General features: G+C 36.8%; 20 protein-coding genes and 1 other annotated feature. Of the genes, 9 read left to right on the top strand and 11 right to left on the bottom strand.

Translation table 11 applies throughout. From position 1 onward, the window contains the following. Nucleotides 1-59: 59 nt before the first annotated feature. The 5 genes from recQ to AN161_RS03720 form a co-directional block, all read right to left on the bottom strand. Nucleotides 60-1,835 carry a DNA helicase RecQ gene (gene recQ / locus AN161_RS03740; RefSeq protein WP_053593042.1) on the bottom strand — a complete coding sequence of 592 codons (1,776 nt, stop codon included), beginning with the start codon at nt 1,833-1,835 and terminating at the stop codon, nt 60-62. Between the two features lie 8 nt (nt 1,836-1,843). Next, the gene (locus tag AN161_RS03735; protein ID WP_241774497.1) at nt 1,844-2,971 is read right to left on the bottom strand and encodes a hypothetical protein; all 1,128 of its coding nucleotides are present in this window, start codon (nt 2,969-2,971) and stop codon (nt 1,844-1,846) included. 354 nt (nt 2,972-3,325) lie between these two features. Then, nucleotides 3,326-4,504, bottom strand: coding sequence for an MFS transporter (locus AN161_RS03730; protein WP_053593040.1), 1,179 nt, complete (start codon nt 4,502-4,504; stop codon nt 3,326-3,328). 174 nt (nt 4,505-4,678) lie between these two features. Beyond that, nucleotides 4,679-6,358: an arginine--tRNA ligase gene (gene argS / locus AN161_RS03725; protein ID WP_198926834.1), complete on the bottom strand. Its 1,680-nt coding sequence runs from the start codon at nt 6,356-6,358 to the stop codon at nt 4,679-4,681. A 46-nt stretch (nt 6,359-6,404) separates the two neighbouring features. Next, nucleotides 6,405-6,624 (bottom strand) — a binding site (T-box leader). 351 nt (nt 6,625-6,975) lie between these two features. Further along, complete coding sequence (locus tag AN161_RS03720; protein ID WP_343069219.1) at nt 6,976-7,716, bottom strand: hypothetical protein; 741 nt, start codon at nt 7,714-7,716, stop codon at nt 6,976-6,978. Between the two features lie 95 nt (nt 7,717-7,811). Between AN161_RS03720 and AN161_RS03715 the strand changes: the two genes are divergently transcribed. Further along, entirely contained in the window at nt 7,812-8,090 is a 279-nt protein-coding gene (locus AN161_RS03715) for a hypothetical protein (protein WP_053593037.1), read from the top strand. Nucleotides 8,091-8,224: 134 nt separating this feature from the next. On the opposite strand, the gene AN161_RS03710 is transcribed toward AN161_RS03715, so the two are convergent. Then, the gene (locus AN161_RS03710) at nt 8,225-10,126 is read right to left on the bottom strand and encodes an FAD-dependent oxidoreductase (RefSeq protein WP_053593036.1); all 1,902 of its coding nucleotides are present in this window, start codon (nt 10,124-10,126) and stop codon (nt 8,225-8,227) included. 603 nt (nt 10,127-10,729) lie between these two features. Here AN161_RS03710 and AN161_RS03705 point away from each other — a divergent pair. Further along, nucleotides 10,730-11,068 (top strand): hypothetical protein, encoded by a 339-nt coding sequence (locus tag AN161_RS03705; protein WP_053593035.1) that lies wholly within the window; start codon nt 10,730-10,732, stop codon nt 11,066-11,068. A 205-nt stretch (nt 11,069-11,273) separates the two neighbouring features. On the opposite strand, the gene AN161_RS03700 is transcribed toward AN161_RS03705, so the two are convergent. Further along, nucleotides 11,274-11,699 (bottom strand): LysE family transporter, encoded by a 426-nt coding sequence (locus tag AN161_RS03700; protein WP_277815920.1) that lies wholly within the window; start codon nt 11,697-11,699, stop codon nt 11,274-11,276. A gap of 611 nt (nt 11,700-12,310) precedes the next feature. Between AN161_RS03700 and AN161_RS03695 the strand changes: the two genes are divergently transcribed. Then, entirely contained in the window at nt 12,311-13,915 is a 1,605-nt protein-coding gene (locus AN161_RS03695) for an ATP-binding cassette domain-containing protein (RefSeq protein ID WP_053593033.1), read from the top strand. 72 nt (nt 13,916-13,987) lie between these two features. Here the strand turns inward: AN161_RS03695 and AN161_RS03690 are convergent, their stop codons facing one another. The 3 genes from AN161_RS03690 to AN161_RS27305 form a co-directional block, all read right to left on the bottom strand. Next, entirely contained in the window at nt 13,988-14,881 is an 894-nt protein-coding gene (locus AN161_RS03690; RefSeq protein ID WP_241774496.1) for an MFS transporter, read from the bottom strand. Continuing rightward, nucleotides 14,844-15,260, bottom strand: coding sequence for an MFS transporter (locus tag AN161_RS30460; RefSeq protein ID WP_241774495.1), 417 nt, complete (start codon nt 15,258-15,260; stop codon nt 14,844-14,846). Before AN161_RS30460 ends, AN161_RS03690 begins: the two co-directional genes overlap by 38 nt. Nucleotides 15,261-15,365: 105 nt before the next feature. Continuing rightward, nucleotides 15,366-15,476, bottom strand: coding sequence for a hypothetical protein (locus AN161_RS27305; protein WP_082339641.1), 111 nt, complete (start codon nt 15,474-15,476; stop codon nt 15,366-15,368). A 151-nt stretch (nt 15,477-15,627) separates the two neighbouring features. Between AN161_RS27305 and AN161_RS03685 the strand changes: the two genes are divergently transcribed. From AN161_RS03685 to AN161_RS29395, 3 genes are all read left to right on the top strand, one after another. Next, a complete protein-coding gene (locus AN161_RS03685; protein ID WP_082339625.1) occupies nt 15,628-16,137 on the top strand; it encodes a sigma-70 family RNA polymerase sigma factor in 510 nt (169 codons plus the stop codon). After that, the gene (locus AN161_RS03680) at nt 16,130-16,894 is read left to right on the top strand and encodes a hypothetical protein (protein ID WP_053593031.1); all 765 of its coding nucleotides are present in this window, start codon (nt 16,130-16,132) and stop codon (nt 16,892-16,894) included. Before AN161_RS03685 ends, AN161_RS03680 begins: the two co-directional genes overlap by 8 nt. 342 nt (nt 16,895-17,236) lie before the next feature. Beyond that, nucleotides 17,237-17,413 carry a hypothetical protein gene (locus tag AN161_RS29395; RefSeq protein ID WP_158002963.1) on the top strand — a complete coding sequence of 59 codons (177 nt, stop codon included), beginning with the start codon at nt 17,237-17,239 and terminating at the stop codon, nt 17,411-17,413. 114 nt (nt 17,414-17,527) lie between these two features. Here the strand turns inward: AN161_RS29395 and AN161_RS03675 are convergent, their stop codons facing one another. Continuing rightward, nucleotides 17,528-17,998, bottom strand: coding sequence for a DinB family protein (locus AN161_RS03675; RefSeq protein WP_053593030.1), 471 nt, complete (start codon nt 17,996-17,998; stop codon nt 17,528-17,530). A 498-nt stretch (nt 17,999-18,496) separates the two neighbouring features. Between AN161_RS03675 and AN161_RS03670 the strand changes: the two genes are divergently transcribed. The 3 genes from AN161_RS03670 to AN161_RS03660 all read left to right on the top strand — a co-directional run bounded on the left by AN161_RS03670 (nt 18,497) and on the right by AN161_RS03660 (nt 20,632). Then, the gene (locus AN161_RS03670; RefSeq protein ID WP_075807168.1) at nt 18,497-18,928 is read left to right on the top strand and encodes a hypothetical protein; all 432 of its coding nucleotides are present in this window, start codon (nt 18,497-18,499) and stop codon (nt 18,926-18,928) included. 169 nt (nt 18,929-19,097) lie between these two features. Continuing rightward, nucleotides 19,098-19,763, top strand: coding sequence for a hypothetical protein (locus tag AN161_RS03665; protein WP_053593028.1), 666 nt, complete (start codon nt 19,098-19,100; stop codon nt 19,761-19,763). A 59-nt stretch (nt 19,764-19,822) separates the two neighbouring features. Beyond that, complete coding sequence (locus AN161_RS03660; protein ID WP_053593027.1) at nt 19,823-20,632, top strand: serine protease; 810 nt, start codon at nt 19,823-19,825, stop codon at nt 20,630-20,632. Nucleotides 20,633-20,775: the final 143 nt, after the last annotated feature.

The raw sequence follows: 20,775 nt of genomic DNA, 5'->3' as shown, positions 1-20,775 counted from the left end.
ACTTTGCGAATATAAAGGAAGTGCCTAATTCTTTTGAATTAAGCACTTCCCTTTTCCATTTAGTTTGTTGTTGTTTTCAAAAAAGACTGGAGTGCATCGAAGAAACGCTTGCCGTATTTTTCGAATTTTACTTCACCAATCCCACTAACATGTCGTAAATCTTCAAGCTCCGTTGGTTTTTTATCACATAATTCACGTAATGTTTTATCAGAGAACACAACAAATGGTGGTACCTTTTCTTCATCTGCAATCTCTTTACGCAGTAATCGTAAGTGCTCGAATAACGGGTCATTGTCTACAAGCTTACGCACAGTGACAGCTTCTTTTCGCATAACTGTTCGATTCCCGAGTAGAACCTCTTTACCTTCCTCTGATACATAAATGGTCGGAAACGTGCCATGTTTAACGGCAAGTAAGCCTTCAGCAATTAAAAACTCAATAAAGCTTAAAACATCCTTTGAGGAATATTGACCTTTTAAAATGCCATAGGTAGATAACCGAGCAAAGCCAAATTCAGCGACCTTTTGATTTTTGGAGCCAATTAGCACCTGCGCCACCATCGTCTTGCCAAATTTTTGCCCCATTCGAACAACACAGGCTAGCACCTTTTGTACATCTACCGTCACATCTTTAACTTCTCGTCCGTCATTACAATTACCACAACGACTACAAGGTACTCCTGCTTCTTCGCCAAAATACGTTAAGATAGCATTTTGCAAACAGCCCTCTGTATGGCAATAATCAACCATCGTTTGTAGCTTTGCTAATTCTTGTGCAATTCGTGTTTCATCCTGCGTCTGTTCTATTAAAAAGCGTTGTGTTTGGACATCGCCTGATGCATACAGTAAAATACAAGCACTTGGTAAGCCGTCACGTCCTGCACGTCCCGCTTCCTGATAATAGCTCTCCATATTGCGCGGCATTTGATAATGTATGACAAAGCGTACATTACTCTTATCAATCCCCATTCCAAATGCATTGGTAGCGACCATAATGCGCGCCTCATCTTTTAAAAAGCGCTCCTGCTCTGACATACGCATGTCCTCTTTTAGTCCCGCATGATATTTTGCCACAGATTCTCCCGAGCGACTTAAAAGCTCATAGATTGCGTCTACAGCCTTTCGTGTAGCTGCGTAAATAATGCCCGCTTCATTTTTATTTTTCACTAAATAATTTTTAATGTAACGCTCTTTATTTTCACCAATTAACACTGAGAAAGCTAAATTATCGCGTGCAAATCCGGTAATGACAGTTGAATGCTCGTCAATCTCTAGTAATTGTCTTATATCATCACAAACAGCTGGTGTAGCTGTTGCAGTCAGTGCTAAGACAGCTGGCTTTTGGGACCATAATGTAAATAATTTTTGGATTGCTCTATAACTTGGTCTAAAATCATGCCCCCACTGTGATATACAGTGTGCTTCATCCACAGCAATCAATGGTACAGATAAATTCGATAATACCTGTAAAAACGTTGCACTTTCTAATCGCTCTGGCGCAATATAAAGTAGCTTTAAATAACCTGCACTCGCAAGCTGCATCGTTTCATCCACTTCTTGTACGGATAAGGTGCTATTAATATACGCGGCTGGAATATTTGCGGCACGTAATGCTTCTACCTGATCTTGCATAAGAGAAATTAAAGGGGATATGACGACTGTGAGGCCATCTAGCATAAGTGCCGGGATTTGATAGCAAATGGATTTACCTCCGCCAGTTGGCATCACGCAAAGACTTGATTGACCTCGTAATGTTTGTTCTATAATTTGTGCCTGTCCATTGCGAAATGAATCATAGCCAAAATGATGTTGTAGCATTTGTCTTGCTTGCTCCATCCAACTTTTCACTCCTCAGTTGTTAGACGAATAAACTTGTACTCGCCCTGTTCATTTTTATTTATTTCATATACCATCATAGAGTTCGCAAGTGCCTCTTGACCAGCAGAATTCGTTAGTACATATTCCGTTTTTGCACGAACAACAATATTTTGTCCTTCCATGTTGATGTTTTTAATCATCGTATTGGAAAAATGAATTTTTGCTTGTTTGGAGGCATAATACGCAACCATATTATCCAATGTGCTTTGTAAATCGTCTGTACCTACGAAAGGTTTCATGACACTGGCATCCTGTATCTCAACAGCTGCTTTTAAATGCTTATGAAAAGTATTTAAAAATAGCTTTATTTCATCGGCATTATACGCAAAAACATTCTTGCCATATTTATCGATAGCTTTTTGGACTGCTTCTTTGTCACCCTGTTCTATATACGGATACAAGCTTTTCGATTGAGATAGTCGATCACTTACCTTCATACCATCTTCAATCCATTCATCCGATAACTGCACAATATCTTTAAATGGCAATATATACGGCTGTGAAACACCGTTTTGCTGGCGTTTAAAATAGATGCCTACAATTTCACCATTCTCTGCTCCTAGAACAGGGCTTCCTAAAGGTATGTTTTGTTGTGCATCTATGTAATAGGCTGCTACTCTGTCACTATATTTTTTAATTGTGTACGGTAAGCTATCGACATAAACAGCTAACTGATTTAATTCCCCGTTATAGACGGTCGGCACCTTTACCGATGCGTTGTATGTAACCTCTAAAATGGCGATATTATGTGCTGTAGACATATAGTGTACATTACCTTCCGCAAGCTTATCATTATTAAATTGTACGAGCGCAGTTGGCTTTGAAGCTACGAGTGCACCATTTGTCACAATATAAAGCTTAGCGTCTTCTTTTTTAACAATGATCCCTGCACCAATGCCATTCTCGCCAATTACTTTTACTTCTGGTACAATTTTTTCTTCCTGTTTCGTCACAACCTTTTCCGAGTTTACATCGGCCTTTTTAGTCTGAAACATGTCCGCCACTGTTTCATTTTCACAGCCAGTTAATAGTAAAGCTGTTGCTCCAAGAATGAGCATCTTTTTCCGCATACGTTCACCAAAACTTTCTATCAATTATGCCTCGGCATAATTGTGTTCGGATTCGGCCTTGTGCTTGCACAAAGAACTCTTTTCCGAATTCGTGACATCCGCCGGAGGCTTTAACTTCTTTCAATGGATGTTTGGACAACCGGTGAAAGAAGTTAAACATCTTCTTTTCTATCATAAACAAGGTTTTTATACGTTTCAAGTTTACATAATAATATTATTACATGCACTATGTTATGAAAATACGACTCCCACCTTTTATTCAATTCGTTATACCTATAAAAAACGCCTCTATTTTAGTTTTACTATGAAAAATGACTTATAATTTGCGCTCAAAATATTATTAATAAAAAAAGACATGCTTTCTAGCATGCCTCAACATTATTTTTTCTTTAGAATGATTGTAGTAACTACAATGCCAAGCATCAATGTCATAAAAATAGCATAGGTAAATGAATGATTACCAGTCACATCATAGCAATAACCAATAAGTATAGGAATAATAGCGCTGATCATAAACCCACCTGAAAGCACCATAGATGACCAGCTATTTGCCTCCTCGTCATTTTTGGACTCGTCCAATGGTAACAATAAACCGATTGGAAATAAGCCACTTAATACGACGCCTATTATTAACACCGCCATCCACAATAAAGCACCGGAGCCTACCCATAGTAGCGCAAAGCCGATAATACCTAAGATCCCTAAAGAAAAAAGCCACTTGATTCGACTCGACCATTTTTCCATTAGTATAGGGACCAAAATATTTCCTACCATTTGTACAATGGACATAAATGTTAGCATAGAGCTTGCAGCGACAAGGGAATAGCCCTTATCCTGTAACATCGGTGCTAGCCATGACATTATTGAGAAGAACAACGATGTTTGTAAGCCAAAATAAATTAATATTGTCCAAGCGCGGACATCTTTCCACGGATTTCTTGCTACATTTTCAGGCATTATATCTGTATCTGATAGCTCGACCTCCTCGTTTTGTATAGCCAGTATCCATATGCATAGAGCAATTATTGCTAGTACTGACCAACTGCCGAGCGCTATCGTCCAGCTCCCATTAAAACGATTATAAAATGTTACTGTGAGTGCTGCACTCAGTGTTGCCCCTGTTCCTATTCCAAATGAATAAATACCTACAACCGTAGTAAAACGGTTTGGGAATTTCCTCTTTATATAAGCGTTTAACATTGGTCCAATAAGCGCAATGGCGAATCCTGCAGCAAAGCTTGTGACAACAAGTAAAACATAACTTTCTTTTAAAAAACGTAGCCCATTCGCTAATGCAATGATGATTATTAAGAGCGCGATAGCAGTTTTTGTTCCGAGTTTTCGTTGTAATGGTACTGCGAATGGTGCAAAGAGTCCCATACAAAACACCGGAATAGATGTTAAATAACTCATTTTTGTATTTGATACATGGAGCGACTCCAAAAGTACATTAAATAGTGGTCCAATTCCTGTGACTGCTGGGCGCATATTGAGCGCAACGAAAAAAATACTAACAACCACAAGTACCATGGAAACACGCCATTGCTTCTTCTCCATACCTTCTAAAAACCTTCTCTCTTATTACATGGTCTAAAAATTCGCTAAAATCTAACATTATTGTCAGACCTCCGAATTCCTTTTTACCATCTTTTCTAGTTGCGGTCAATTTCACGGCCATAAATGATTGAAAAACACAGCTACCTCGATGAAGTAGCTGTGTTTGATAACCACTTACATATGTTTAGGTGCAGCAATCCCTAACAGTGCTAGCGATTCTTTTAAAACAATGGCTACACATTGACAAAATGCTAATCGTGAGCTTCTTAGGTTGTCATCGACCAATACTTTATTTTGCGCATAATATTTATTAAATAGACGCGCTAATTGTAAGGCATATTTAGCAATTTGTGATGGATCTGCTTGCTCAAAAGCGTTGGTAATTACTTTCGGAAACTGTTCCAATAATAAAATAACTGGCCATGCTTGCTCACCTAATGTTGCGAGAGATACTTCGTTACTCTTTTCCTCTGATTTTTCTAAAAGAGATGAGATACGTGCATAAGTATATTGAATATATGGCCCCGTTTCTCCCTCGAAATTCATCATGTTTCCAATGGAAAACTCAATATCATGTAGACGATCATTTTTTAAATCATTAAAAATAACCGCTCCTACACCAACCTGATGTGCGACGCTCTCTTTATGCTCTAGCTTTGGATTTTTTTCCTCGATATTTCGTTTCGCCGTAGCAATCGCTTCCTTTAGTACATCTGCTAATAAAACGATCTTCCCTTTACGGGTTGACATTTTTTTACCCTCTTTTAGGATCATCCCAAAAGGCACATGCTGTAAGTCTTTTGCCCAATCGTATCCCATCTTCTCAATGACCTTACATAATTGGTTAAAATGAAGAGATTGTTCATTCCCTACAACATAAAATATTTTTTTAGGATCGTATTGTTGTTGACGATAAAAAGCAGCTGCTAAATCACGTGTAGCATAAAGCGTTGCACCGTCTGTTTTAGTTATTAAACATGGTGGCATATTGTCTATTTCAACGACATAAGCGCCATCAGATTTAACAAGCAGCTCTTTTTCTTCCAGCTCCTCGACAACAGCAACCATTTTGTCATTGTAGAAGGCCTCCCCATCGAATGAATCAAAGGCAATCCCAAGCAGTTGATAAATGGTCTTGAATTCTTCGAGTGATGCCTCTCTAAACCATCGCCATAGAGCTAACGCCTCTTCATCCCCATCTTCTAATGCTTTAAATGCGGCACGTGCTTGTTCATTGAGGGTGTCATTCTGCTCCGCTTCTTCATGAAACTTCACATATATTTTTAATAGTTCCTCTATTGGGGCAGCTTCAATAGTTTGCTGATCGCCCCATTTTTTATAGGCTACGATTAATTTGCCAAACTGTGTTCCCCAGTCACCTAAATGATTAATACGAATTGCTTTATAGCCAATTTTCTCAGCAATGTTGGCCAAAGCATTGCCGATCACTGTAGAACGTAAATGGCCCATAGAAAAAGGCTTCGCTATATTAGGTGAAGAAAAATCCAAAACTACATTTCCCTTTGATGCCTGATGAGTTCCATATAAATTTTTTTCTTTTACTATTTGGTTAAGCACCTGCTGTGTAATCGTTGGCTGATGGTAAAATATATTGACATATCCACCTACCACTTGAACCTCTTGTATGACGTCACAGCTTAAATTATTTTGAATATCAGTGGCGATACTTTGAGGGGATTTCCCAAACTTTTTAGCTAATGTAAAGCACGGAAATGCCACATCTCCTAAGTCTAAATTTCTCGGTTTTTCTAGTAAATTTTGAATTTCAGTGACCGTCAGTTCGTTATTTAATGCCATAGCAATGCTTTTCGCGATTTGTGTATTCATGCTCATTCTCCTCCCAAAATCTATAAAAAATAAAAAAAGCCCCCGTCTCTAAAATAGAGACGAGAGCATAGTTATCCCGTGGTACCACTCTAGTTGCCATATCATATGACCACTTTCCATTGTTAACGAGGTGACTCCCCGATATTCTCTACTACTAGTTCGAGAACCTTCTCCAAAGTGCGTTTCATTTATGGTTCCTGCATTAGGCTCACACCATCCCTAACTCGCTTTCCAATAGCTCCATAAACTACTCTCTTTTTCATCGAATTTAAACTGTAATTTTGATACATTCTACAGGAGCTGTTATTTAAAGTCAACAGTCTATTTAGTTATAGCTGAACTGCACTAGAAACAACTGATAAAACTAATCATTCACTATCTCATTACCTCCATATAAGTTTTTTTCCAATGTTAATTCAGAAAAAATTGAAAGGAAAAAGCCCCCAATAAAGGGAGAGCACTGAAAAACTAAAGAAATTCATTTTTTATATTATAAATCTATCTTTTGTTGGATTTACAAACTCAAAAAAAGTCGATTTGCATCACATTTTTTTGTGGCAAATCGACTTTTTCAGTGCCCTCAATAAAGGGTGCTTCTCTTTATATATATGGTCTGCTTTTTTCTAGTTTTTAACTGGTTTAAATTCTATTTGATCAACAATAAATTCGTTCTTAGTACTATCAAATTTATATGTGATATTAAAATCAGCTACATACGTTGGGGATACTCCGACAGATCCAACAAGATTTAATTTTATTTTTTGATTTTCTAGAAAATAAATAATTATGCCACCAAAAGCAAGTTGATCCTGTTGTAAATCTGGCGCTGGATCGAATTCATAATCAAAGTTGTGTTCTTTTCCTTGAACTTTAACAGTAATTCCTAATGTACCATTATCATTTTTAACAACATTTGACTCAATATTATTAGCAACAATATCTTCATAGCCTTGAACCTTGATTTCTGTTAAATCCTTATTCACGACATGAATTTCATCAGTATCTAACCCTGTACCGTTCCCTGTTTTTATGATGATAACAGCTTCTTCATTTCCATCCCCTGTAACATCCGTATAAAATACTTGTGGCTTTGTTTGAATATCGTCATAAAATGTCCAATCAAAATCCTTCACTTTACCATTAAAGTCCAGCTTTACGCCGTTCGCTTCAGCATATAGTTCAACTTCTCCATTCTCAGAAGAGCCTATCAGTTTTGCGTCTTGCGGTATTGTTACTTGTTCACTTGGCATTTCCTGCGAAGTTTTTTCTTGTTTATTCTCTTCTTGATTGTCTGAATTGCATCCCGAAAACATAACAGCACTCAACATTAATAACGTACCCATTCTCTTCTTCAATTTCCACATACCTCCATTAATATTTCATTACTATATCATTTTCCGTTATTAAAATCCAGTATGCATCTAACGAAATCTAGTAAAATAAATTTGTTGCTAGATTATTGTCCAATAAGAAATGTTTAAAAGAGGAATTTTTATATTTAATTTACGTTAAAGATTTAACTGAAGATACAGTACAATCGGATACTAAACAACCATTTGATATAACACCAGGTTCAAATGTACCAATTGAATTATCTATTAACACTAAAGGCGAGTTGGATTTCATTGTAAATTATGGTGTGAAGAAAACATTTAATAACAGTTCTTTAACTACTAGTGATGGTATTACTAACGCTCGTGTTGTAATTGGAGCGTGTGATCAGGATTATAACATTTAATTCTTTATCTATCGGTGAAGAATTCATAACAAAAGGTCCTGCAACAGTATTCCAAATATCGGTCTTTTTAGATACACTAGTAAACTATTTTGAGTCACAAGGTCTTACTAAACCTACATCATAATTGCCAGTAACTATAAGGAAAAGGAACATTCCGAGGAATGTTCCTTTTCTGCATAATGGATGACATCAGCCATAATGGCATACAGCTCTTTTAATTTTAGTTCCTTGTTTTCAGAAATTCTTTTTGCTAATGTTTCACTGATAACCCCTTTTTCCATCAATAGATCCCAGTTGTTTGCACTTGACTTGCCTACTAATACTTCCGTCAAGAATTCTGCAACTTCATCTCTTGTAATTGGGCCACTTTCTTTATTAGCTACTTTATAGATAACGGTATCCAGCTTGTCTCCTAGCGCTTTCATTTTCTCTGGACAAGCACGTTGAACGCCTTCTTTTAGCATTTTCGCAAACTTAATCTTTGTTGCTGAATCTTCAACATGTAAGTCATTGGAATAACCACCAACAACGAGTCCGGAATTGATTAATGTTTGAATGGATTTATCATACCATTCACCTTTATATGGATAATCCATATTAAATGGATCTACAAAAGCCCCTTGTTTTTTTAAATCTTCCCTTAAGGTATTGATGAGTTTTTTGTTCTCGCTCATTGCTCTAAAGGTTACGTCGTCTTTAATCGCTAATGCTGCCGCTACTCCCGCTGCTTGCCCAGTCACCATACCCGTTGGAACGACACGTGCACTTCCCGCTGCGAGCGATGAATAACCTGCAGAACGACCCACAACAAGCAAGCCATCGATTTCTTTGGGTACTAAAGAACGGAAAGGAATAGCGTATTGTTTTGGAGTCGAAATAACATATCCATAATCATGAGGTGTTTGTGCTTGTACATCAACTGGATACGCAGCCAAGCCAATACTATCCCAGTGATCACTATTCTTCCAAACATCGGACATCGGTAATTGGTATTCTGTCCATATATGTCTTGTTTCTCTGACATATAGTTCCTCCGGATAACTCACAATTTCAGCATTTTCAAAGCCAGGAAACTTCTCTTGCAAATAACGTAAAATATGTTCTGTCTCTTTCTTTCCTTTTTCGATTGCTTCCTGTTTTGAACGTTCATTCAAACCATCGATTCCAAAAATTTGTAAAGCGTTAATATAATATTCATCATCTACTTTTGCTAAATTCAAGCCTCGTAATCTCGTACCTTCTTGTACTGGCTTATAGTCATCATGAAGCTTTGTAAACCCCCACATGACTGAATCATTTAGGTGAGCACCACCGAAAGTATTTGAGTTTGCTGCTTGCTTCACCTTATCCCAATCAACATTTTTTAAGTGAATCATCAAGGTAACAGCCATTCTTTTATCCTTGATGCCAATATCTTCTCCACCCATGAAATAAGGAACTTTTGACATTGCAGCAAAATCAGCATCCTGTGTAGCATCAATGAATGCCTTACCTTTCACGACATACGTACCATATTTATTTTTTAATTTCACTGATGTTAGCTGATTCTTGTCAAGATTGGCATTTATGACTTCTGTTTGTACAGAAAGCGTTAAATTTGGTTCGTCATCGACAAGCTTTTTAAAGGCAGCCTTAGCATCTAAAATTCCAAATGCATCTTTCCCTCTAACAAGATCGTGCCATTCTTTAAAAATACCCATACTGACTGGTCGTTTAGCGTCATTTCGAGGTATATCAAGGAAATTTAGCATTCCATACGTAAATAGCCCTCCTAATTCCTCACGACTTTCAACTAGAAGTGTTTTTGCTCCATTACGAGCTGATGATACTGCAGCAGCAACTCCTTCTGGTTCTCCACCAATGACAATCACATCATATTCTTCATTTATATTTTCTTTAGAAATTGGCTTTTCATAGTTTTCCACAAGTTTTTTATGTGCCATTTCACTTCTAATCTCTGTTATTAAATAATAGCTTCCTATCCCTAGTAAAATTACTAATATTAAAATGGATGACCACACTAAACCTTTGCCCATAACATACCTCCAATTGATAAAATTCCCATCTGTATCTCTTATTTTAAAGTCATGCTCATCTCTTGAAAGAGTTGGCATGACCTATTTATATAGTTATTAACAGTTTTACATTTCAACGTTGAGTTCATAGCAAATCTAGAGGTTCGCTTCAGTCTAGGTACTCTTCAAAATAGATTTCATGCAGCCGGTGAAATTGAATCCTTCTAAAACGAATTTAACCTGACGAGTTCGAAGGCTTTCATTTCCTATAACAAGTGGTACCATTTCTGGACGTTGTGGCACGAAAATATGATGAATAATAGTCTACTACTGACAGTTACCTATACTGATATTCGTAGTGGTGAAACGTTGGGGTTGGCATAGCAGAATATCAATTTTAAGAACTATCCAAATGCATTAAGAGCACAAGAAACGATAAATATGTATGTATAACCTAAAACAAAAAGAAGATACATAATCATTCTAGTCGATAATGTAGCAATGAAGCAACCAGAACCTGTAAATTTTTTGTAGGTCTTTATGATTGTTTTATTATGATGAAAAATTAACTACAATAGATGCAAGTGTACCTTTCTATAACTTAACCATACGCTGGAGGAATAAATGATTAAAATATTTACTTTACAAAATTCACATGGAAGGGGTGATGTTTTTGAATTTATGAGAGGCGATTTTAAAAATGAACATTGGCATGAATCATCGATTTTTTTAACAGAAGAAGCATTTGCTTTTTTACATTTACATATAGATGAGATTTTACCGAATTTTAATTACTTTGGCCCAAACTCAGTTAACTATGAACAATGGAACCAAATCACTTTGAAGGCATGTTCTTTAAATACTTCAATGGACATCGAATTCATCCGTTTTTTTAACAGAATAGATCATTGGGTGCAAAAAAATTTTGAGGAGCACACTTGTTTCTCAATTTGTGGTCCATAGCAATTTCGTGAAACTTTTTAATATTCACCACAACAGAAAAGACCAGGTAACTCACCTTATGAGCCGCCTGGTTCATTTACACAATAATTTCCCATTTAGTTTTTCTACAGTATATTTTTAAAACCATAAAAGAACACATAAAAAGAAAAGTATAAAAAAAGTAACCCTGATACAAATGAAAATATTCGCATCAATTTTACCCCCATTACTTTATTCCATCTATACTATTTAAATAAGAAAGTAAAGCTCCCCAAAGTATCGAAACTGTTGTAAATCCCATGAAGAATGGCAATAAGCTTTGCTCAGTAGAACTGTCAATGGTTGTACCTACTACACTTCCCCCAACTGTTGCAAACCAGACTAATGTGGTTGGAGCAGATACGACTAACCAAATTCCTGTAAAAAAGTACCCCCACAAAGATTTCTTTTCAATCTCGGCCCCTTCCATTTTGATTGATTTAGGATAAATGAAATCTCTAAATGCTTGATATGTTAAATAACTTAGCATAATTGTTCCACCAATCCATAATATCGCCTGAAAAATAACACTTGATTGTAATAACAACGCAATTCCTAATACTGATAACACAGCATATACCATATCACCTACTGCACAACCTAGAGAAAAGATGAATGCAGGAAAAAAAACCGTTCATAATACCAGTTCGAATAAGACCTAAGTTTCCTGTACCTAATTCAAGCACAAGAGACATTCCTATTAAAATTCCAGCAATATAAAGCACCATTTATAATCTCCCCTTCTAACTTTTTTGAATGACGGATTGTAATATTAAGTGCAACATCTAGAAGTCAATATAAAGGAAGCCCATAACGACCTCGTGTAGAATGTAGTTACCACACCAACATTCAAACGGAGGAATCGTTATGAGCTATACACATCTTACCATTTGCTCTCCATCTTACCTGATGAACATAAGGAAGTTTTATAAGAGCTACTGTTATTATGAAAACTCACCTTGTTAGTTTGTAAAGTTTTAAGTACATATATTTACATTTACTAGAATCCCCTTAAACGGTGGTATTTCTAACATTTCTATCTATCCAATATCTATTTATGTAAATTTAAACTTTTTTCGACTTAAATTTATCTGTAGTTTCTGGTGCAAGGTCTTAAGCCTAACAATAATTTAAATTACGCAAACGTTGATTTAATAATGTTTATAGACTATGGAACATATTTCATGATATACTAGTGCCATTGTGAAAAAAGGAGGAACTTGCATGATTCAAGTAAGTAATGTAGGTCTTCGCTATGGCGATCGTAAACTATTTGAAGACGTAAATATAAAATTCACACCGGGGAATTGCTACGGTTTAATCGGGGCAAATGGTGCTGGTAAATCAACATTTTTAAAAATTCTTTCTGGTGAAATTGAAGCGCAAGAAGGAAACGTATCAATGGGTAAGGACGAACGTTTATCAGTCCTTAAACAAAACCACTTTGAATACGATGAATTCAATGTATTAGATACAGTTGTTATGGGGAACAAACGTCTTTGGGAAGTAAAAGCTGAAAAAGACGCTATCTACGCAAAAGAAGACTTTTCTGATGAGGATGGCATGCGTGCTGCTGAATTAGAGGGTGAATTCGCTGACCTAAATGGTTGGGAAGCTGACTCAGAAGCAGCAACATTATTAAACGGGTTAGGGATTGGCGACGAGCTTCACTATATGCTAATGGCTGACCTTGAAGGTTCTGACAAAGTCAAAGTATTATTAGCACAAGCTCTATTTGGTAAACCAGACGTTCTATTACTAGATGAGCCTACCAACCACCTTGACTTAAAAGCAATCCAATGGTTAGAAGAATTCTTAATTAACTTTGAAAATACGGTTATTGTCGTATCCCATGACCGTCACTTCTTAAATAAAGTGTGTACGCATATCGCGGATTTAGACTTCTCTAAAATCCAATTATATGTTGGGAACTATGACTTCTGGTATGAGTCTAGCCAATTAGCACAAAAAATGATGGCAGACCAAAACAAGAAGAAAGAAGAAAAGATTAAAGAGCTACAAGCATTCGTTGCTCGTTTCTCTGCGAACGCTTCGAAATCAAGCCAAGCGACTTCTCGTAAGAAAATGTTGGATAAAATCGAGCTTGACGACATTAAACCTTCTAGCCGAAAATATCCATTCATCAACTTCCAAACTGGCCGTGAAATCGGTAATGATGTATTAACAGTGGAAGGCCTTTCAGCAAGCAATGAAGGCGAAACACTATTTAAAGATATTCGCTTTTCGATGAACAAAGAGGATAAAATCATTTTACTTGGTAATCCAATGGCAAAAACGGCTCTTCTTGATATTCTAATGGACGAAAGAAAAGCAGATGCTGGTACAGTCAAATGGGGCGTAACAACATCCCAAAGCTACTTTGAAAATGATCACGATAAATACTTCGAAGGTTCAGAGAAATCATTAGTGGAATGGTTACGTCAATATTCTCCTGATGATGAAACAGAAAGCTTCTTACGCGGCTTCTTAGGTCGTATGCTATTCTCTGGTGAAGAAGTGAAAAAATCTCCTTCAGTTTTATCAGGAGGCGAAAAAGTTCGTTGTATGCTATCTAAAATGATGCTTGCCACTGCAAACGTTGTTTTACTAGATGAACCAACGAACCACCTTGACCTTGAATCTATTCAAGCACTAAACGAAGGACTTATGCGCTTCAAAGGTGCGATGCTCTTTACATCTCATGACCATCAGTTCATCCAAACAATTGCGAACCGTGTCATCGAAATCCGTGAAGACGGCACAATTTTAGATAAACTATTAACTTATGATGAATTCCTAGAGTGGAAAGATAGCCAAGGCTTAAACTAATATCAAAACAGGGTTCTCCTATTCAAAAAGGAGAACCCTGTTTTTCTATAAATGGCTTACTCTTTCATAACATTACTTTGTAGAGGTTGTCATTGCCACTTCCACTTGAGCATCTGACATGCATTCATCTTCTTGTACATTCTCGACAGATTCTTCATATTGAGTAATCATTCGAGTATCAGGTGCAAATATTGCAAGTAGCAGTGACAAAAGAAGCCCCGCTATCATTAATGTCCTAAATAAATAAGGTGATGACCCATATTCAGTTGCTAAAGATGTCCATAGCATTGGCCCGAAACCGACTATCGCAGCGGCGATTTGATAGCCAAAGGATAGCCCCGTATAGCGAACATTCGCCGGGAATAATTCAGAGAAAAACGTACCTTGAGTCGCAAAAATAGCTGCCCATACGACACCAAGTAAAATGATTTGCAACATAAAGAAATAGGTTGAATTGATCGGAATCATTACGAAATATGGAATAGCTAGCAGTAACATTGTTATAAGTCCACCAATATAAATTTTCTTCCGACCTATAAAATCCGAAAAATACCCAACAAGTGGAATTGTGACAATCATTGTTGCACAGCTTAATGTTAGAGTAAATAACGCGACATCCCTTGTATAGCCTATATACGTAGTTGCATACACCAAAATAAACGACATTAAAAACATATTAAAGAATCCATCCCCTATTTTTAAACCAATAATGCGGAAAATATCTTTTTTGTTATACTTAAACACTTGGACAATTGGTAATTTAGCTAATTCGCCACTGTCCTTCTTGCATTTAAATTCAGGTATTTCTTCGATCCCGCTTCGAATCCATATCGCTAATACGATTAAAACTGCGCTAAAAAGAAATGGTAAACGCCATCCCCATGCCATAAATTGTGCTTCTGTCGTTAACGAAGAAATAATTGTAAAACTAAATGTCCCTAACACAAAGCTGTGGAATGGAACCAAAGAAACCTCGTACACCTTTGGTAGCCGATTCAGTAGCTAGTAACACTGCACCACCCCATTCACCCCCAAGTGCTATCCCTTGAATAAGTCTCAACATTACTAATAGCGTTGGCGCGAGTAATCCTATTTGTGCATAGGTAGGTAATAAACCTATCAAAAAGGAACTACCCCCCATTCCTATTAGAGTGAGCATAAGCGAGGCTTTCCTTCCAACACGGTCACCCATATGTCCAAATATTAAACTTCCAATTGGACGTGCCGCATATCCAGCCCCAAAAGTAGCAAATGCGATTAAAATAGAGATTGCTGGATTAGTCGAAGGGAAAAATAATGTTGTAAAAACTAATCCCGTTGAGCCATACAAATAAAAATCGACCACTCAATGATGGATCCTGCTAAACTTGCTAATAATATCTTCACATTTTTCATATAGCCCCTTCTCTCTACCTTCAAATTTTTTATACCATTCACTATTTAAATTTCGCTAAACGTTCCCGACAACGCCAATCAATGCCTCTTCACTTACAATAGCGCCAGTTTGTAAAATAACATACGCTTTAATAGCTTCATCACGTATATTATCTGGTACACCGATGACTGCTGCTTCAAATACAAATGGATGCTCTGTTAATACACTCTCACTTCATTATTTATAAAAAAATCAAAAAAGTTTAAGCCAAATTGAACTTTCAGCTGTCTAATAGGTAGGATAAATAAGAGAGGGGGGAATTACTATTATACGATTAGTGAAAAAAGCTCAAAAAGGGCATGACGAAGCCTTTTTATCGCTTTTCCAACAATATGAAGTAGATATTTATCGAATGGCTTATGTATATGTCAAAAACAAAGAAGATGCTTTAGACGTAGTTCAAGAAGTAGCCTATCAATCATTTAAAAAGATAGATACATTGAAAAAACCAGAATATTTTAAAACCTGGCTGATGAAAATTACGATGAACTGTGCAATCAATTTAATTAAAAAAAATAGAAAGGTGGTTCTAATAAGATCAGAATACGAGGAGTTTATAGAAACCGAAGAAGAAGATATTCCTCTTACTTTATCACTACAGGACTTGATAGATGGTTTGGAGATGGAAGAAAAAAGTGTTGTACTTTTAAGGTTTTATCAAAATTATACCTTTAAAGAAATTGCCGAGCTGTTAGATATGCCATTAGGAACCGCAAAATCGGTTTTATATAGAGCTTTAAAGAAACTTAGAAATAAATATTTTGAAGGAGATGATGTTAATGAGTAATAAAATAAAACAAGAGGTTGAGAAAATTGATATCCCAAAAGAGCTTCATAAGAGAAGTGAAATCGGCATTTTAAAAGCGAAGAACGAAAGGCAAAGAAGTAGAAAAAGAAAAAATGTAAAAGGTATCGTTGTAGCTGCTGGTTTACTTGTATCTATTGGAATATTATCTTTAGTTAATAATAATTTTGTTAAAAATAGTACAACACCTGATTCTGATCAAAATACAGTTGCTGTCACTGAATCAGCAACGGACAGCATTGATACGGTTGATATTCAAGCTAAGTATTTTGTGTATGAAACGGCAGAAAAGCTCAGCCAAGGTGCCGACATTATTCTCGTCGCATCCCCTATAGATGACTTTGCTAACCGTGAACATCACTCGACGAAGTTCGAAGACGGCACGATCCAAGACTTCTATACGCTAACGAATCTAAACGTCGAGCGCATAATTAAGCAGCCTGAAGGAATAAACATCGGCTCACAAATGCAAGTGATTGAACCAGTTAGTATCATCACGGAAGCCGACAAACAACAAACAAAAGTTGCAGTAGATGGATACCGCGAGATGAAGCAAGGCAGGCGTTATATCATGTTCCTGAAGAACAACGGCATGAACGGCTATAGCATTATCAATATGAACAACGGTAAGTTCAACCTTGATGGCGGCGATGCACAGGACATTCCAACAAACACAAATGAGAAAGCGTTCAAAGAAAGGCTGAAGAAAGATATTCAATCAAAATTCAACGTGAAGTAATCCATTAAGCCCAGTATGTTTGCGGAACAAAAATTATGAGTTTCTGTACAAGCTAACCACAAGGAAAATTGGCATGATCGATTCTGAAAAATTAAGCAACACAATTCGTCTATTTAAGGAAAAGTCAGCTTTTGTTATGTTGAAATTTGCTTAGCGTATGTTTTTTCTGATTGTCGGTTGGCCCCTTTTTATTCTTGACATTTCCTTATTGCTGGTACTACCCCATGCTCATCAAGTTAACGATGTAAATGACTAGATACGAAATCATCCTTATTTCAAAACAAGAGAAACCAGCCATTTCAAAAACTTTGGGAATATGAACAAAATAAACTAGTTGCAAGATTGCTTAAATATGAGGGCAATTATATTCCATATGCACTGGACACAGTTGATGTAGATGGCTTCGCAGCTAATATCAATGCTGACGAAGAATCAGCAGCTTTGTCAGATTTAAAGCATTTGGCGGATCAATTAGAGCCTAAAATTCACAAAGCTATCGCTAGCAAAAAGGAGCTATGATATGCCAAATGTATAGCATTGCAGCATGTCTATGAATACAGTTTTTTATAGGTAGCTATCCTAATAGTCAAAAATAAAAACGCAGCAGATAGAAGTTTATCTGCTACATTAAAATTATTGCATTTCCTTCGTTGGTCCCAATACGCCTGGTACTGGTAAGCCCGCTTGACGTAGGAGCACCGTCATTTGTCCACGATGATGCGTTTGATGATCGATTAATACACGCAATAATGCACCTCTTTTAGCTGGTCCATTAAAGCCCTTTACTTCCTCCAGCAGTTCTTCATCTGATAGCTTTGCCGCTGCTTCTTTCACACTATTTGCTACGTTTTCGTAAGCAGCTACAATTTCAGCAGCTGTAGATGGGATAGGATCTTCTTGACGAATCATTGGTACCTTTAAACCTGCTAAGAAACTGAAATAACCAGCAGCACCAACTAAATGCCAACCTAACCAGCCAAGTGTACTGTGACCTTCCACGATACTTTGCTCTAGCTTTTCATCCGTTACGGCTTTTAATACTTGAATAGTTCCTTGTGCTGATGCTGACCATTCATTTAAAAAATCATCTACTTGTCTATACATCTAAACGCCCCCCATTTTCGTAATTCATCTCTATCATATTAAATTCTAAACTTACTTACAAGTAATCTATTAGTTTACACCAGGTGTGTTGATTAACCATTTTTATCCACCCTAATTAATTAGAAGGCTCTGATTTCCGCTACGGGCTAGCTTTTNGCGGGAAGCTTTGCTCTGCGACGAAAGCGAAGCGACAGGAGCACTCGAGTAGCCCTACGCTACAATCAGTTAAAATGGGAATATATTAGCAAAATAGCAACAAAAAAATCCTTTTATCGCTCAATAATGAACCTATTTTTTCCTAATCAACACACATAAGTTTACATAACATTATTATTTTATGCTCTACTATTACTATTCATTTCAGCTATTTTTTTACATCTCTTTCGTAAAGTACAGGTATAACTAACAGGAGTTCCCGTCTTTTATGGACCTTCTGTTGCTTCTACCTTTGCAGAATTTCCAACATTTATCCAATATACTGAGCAATATTTTGAAGACTTGTTTTTACATTCATTATCGATTCCCTATAACATGCCAATCCCACCTATTTGGACAGATGACCGACTAAACTGGTTAGAAAAATCGACTAAAAAAACACAGCATCCTCATTCATGGATTACCGTACAACCTGGTATAGCTGAAGGTCGTTTAATAGGTGGAAATATCAATACGATGTATGGCTTTATTGGTACGCCTTACTTCCCTCAAATTAATGAAGGAGATATTTTACTTCTTGAACATACATCCAAAACAATTGCTGTTATTGAGAAAAAATTTGCCATGCTAAAGTTACACGGCATTTTTGACAAAGCTGCTGCGATTATTTTATGTAAATACAAACAATATGATGATTTAGGTTCCGGAAGAAAGCCCTTTGATGTGTTGCTAGAGCAGCTAGATGGATGGATGTGCTATTCCTATCATCGCTGATGTTGATTGCTGCCACACGCACCCTCTTCATGCCATGTCTATCATCTTACGGGTATGAGTCGATGCGACCAATAAACAGATTATCTTTCTAGAAAACTGGTTTTCATAATATTCGTATAAACTATGGACTTCACGTATAATAAAAGAAAATAGCTAAAGGAGTTTGTTTTTGAGACTTAATGTATTTGTACTTTCTTTTGCATTATTACTCGTTGGCTGTAGTGAAGAAAACAATACAGAGCCTGTTGATCAGCTCATACCAACTGTTCTGGACAAAGCCCCTGAAGTCAAACAGCACCCTGTTGAACAACAAAAAAACGAAAAAGCCGAACTCGCATCCTTTTTCCCACCTGATGGTTCGACTGCTTATTTTCAAGGTGAAGGAAATGAATTTGCTAGTTTCACACTCCAAACATCCTACATCGATGCAAATTATATTGCACAAATGGAAGATAACGGAGCTGTCACAATTTTAAAGGTTTACCGCATTACGGATTTGGCGATTGAACTTATCTATAAGGAGGCTGTAAATACTAAACCTATCCTTCCTACAGCACAAGAAGCAGCATCCTTTCCAGTTATCGAAACAATTTTACAGAAGCCTTTAAAAGCAGGAAATAGCTTTAATGGTTGGACAATTCAATCGACTACGGCTTCTACCACTACTGGAATAACTGTCTATCGTGATGTTATTAAGCTAACACGCTCAGAAGGTTCAATGACGACAACGAAATATTTTGTAAAAAATATTGGCCTTATCCGTACTGAGGACACGATGAAGACAAATAACAAGGAACCGTTTGTCATCACGTCGACCCTACAAAAAATTGAATAAAAATTACTTCACAGGCGTCCTGCTTGGGCGCTTTTCATTTTGGATAAGGAGGTAGTTTTATGCATGATATACATAGGTCAACAAAAGATGAAGAATTGACGGAAGAAGAATTGATTGAGCTTGTCCTCGATGAACAGCAAAAAGCGTTAGCGCAAGAACAAGAAGAACACCAGCAAGGTAAAAAGCCAAAAAAACAAAAACCAATTGTAAAATGGATTGTCTGGAGTATGGCATTTGTGTTGTTTCTGAATACATTTGCACTTATCTTTCAAATTTACTCCATCCCAGCTATTGAATTTTTAAAGGTGTCAGCACAACTATCAGCGCAAGAAGATATAAAAACATATAAAAAAGCCGTGGTAGAAATCTCTACAGGTTCTAGTAAAGGTACTGGTTTTGCGATTTCTCCTGATGGTCTTATTGTAACTAACGCACACGTTGTAGAAGATGCTCAAACATTATTAGTCATTTTTCCTGAGGAAGGGTTAATGGAAGCCAAGTTACTGCAAAGCTTTCCAGATGTTGATTTAGCATTATTGCAAGTAACTGGTGATGAGCTACCTTCCCTATCGCTTGCTGAAAATCCTAGCTATAGCAAAAATGAGCATGTATATTTCATCGGTAATCCACTAGCTTTTACGGGCATTGCTAATGAAGGAACTTTACTTGAGTCAACCCCTCTTGAGGATTGGCAGGAACCTGTAATGATGATGGAGGCCCCTGTTTATCGAGGAAACAGTGGGAGTCCTGTCATAAATGCCGATGGTGAGGTTATCGGAATCGTCTTTGCAACGATGAAACATGAGCCATACGGTCGTGTTGGTTTGTTTGTACCTGTTCAAGTGTTACATCGTATATTAAATAAATAATTCTCCATGGCTACAATATAGCAATTGTATTCAACATATAAAGCGACAATATAAAAAATGACCTCCATGAACTGCGCCCCAATTGTTAGACACATCTAACAATTGGAGGTGCAGTTTTTTATGGTTAAATATACTGCAGAAAA

Source organism: Lysinibacillus sp. FJAT-14222 (genome assembly GCF_001278875.1).
In the GTDB taxonomy this organism is placed as follows: domain Bacteria; phylum Bacillota; class Bacilli; order Bacillales_A; family Planococcaceae; genus Lysinibacillus; species Lysinibacillus agricola.
This window is presented reverse-complemented; position numbering and strand designations above follow the sequence as displayed.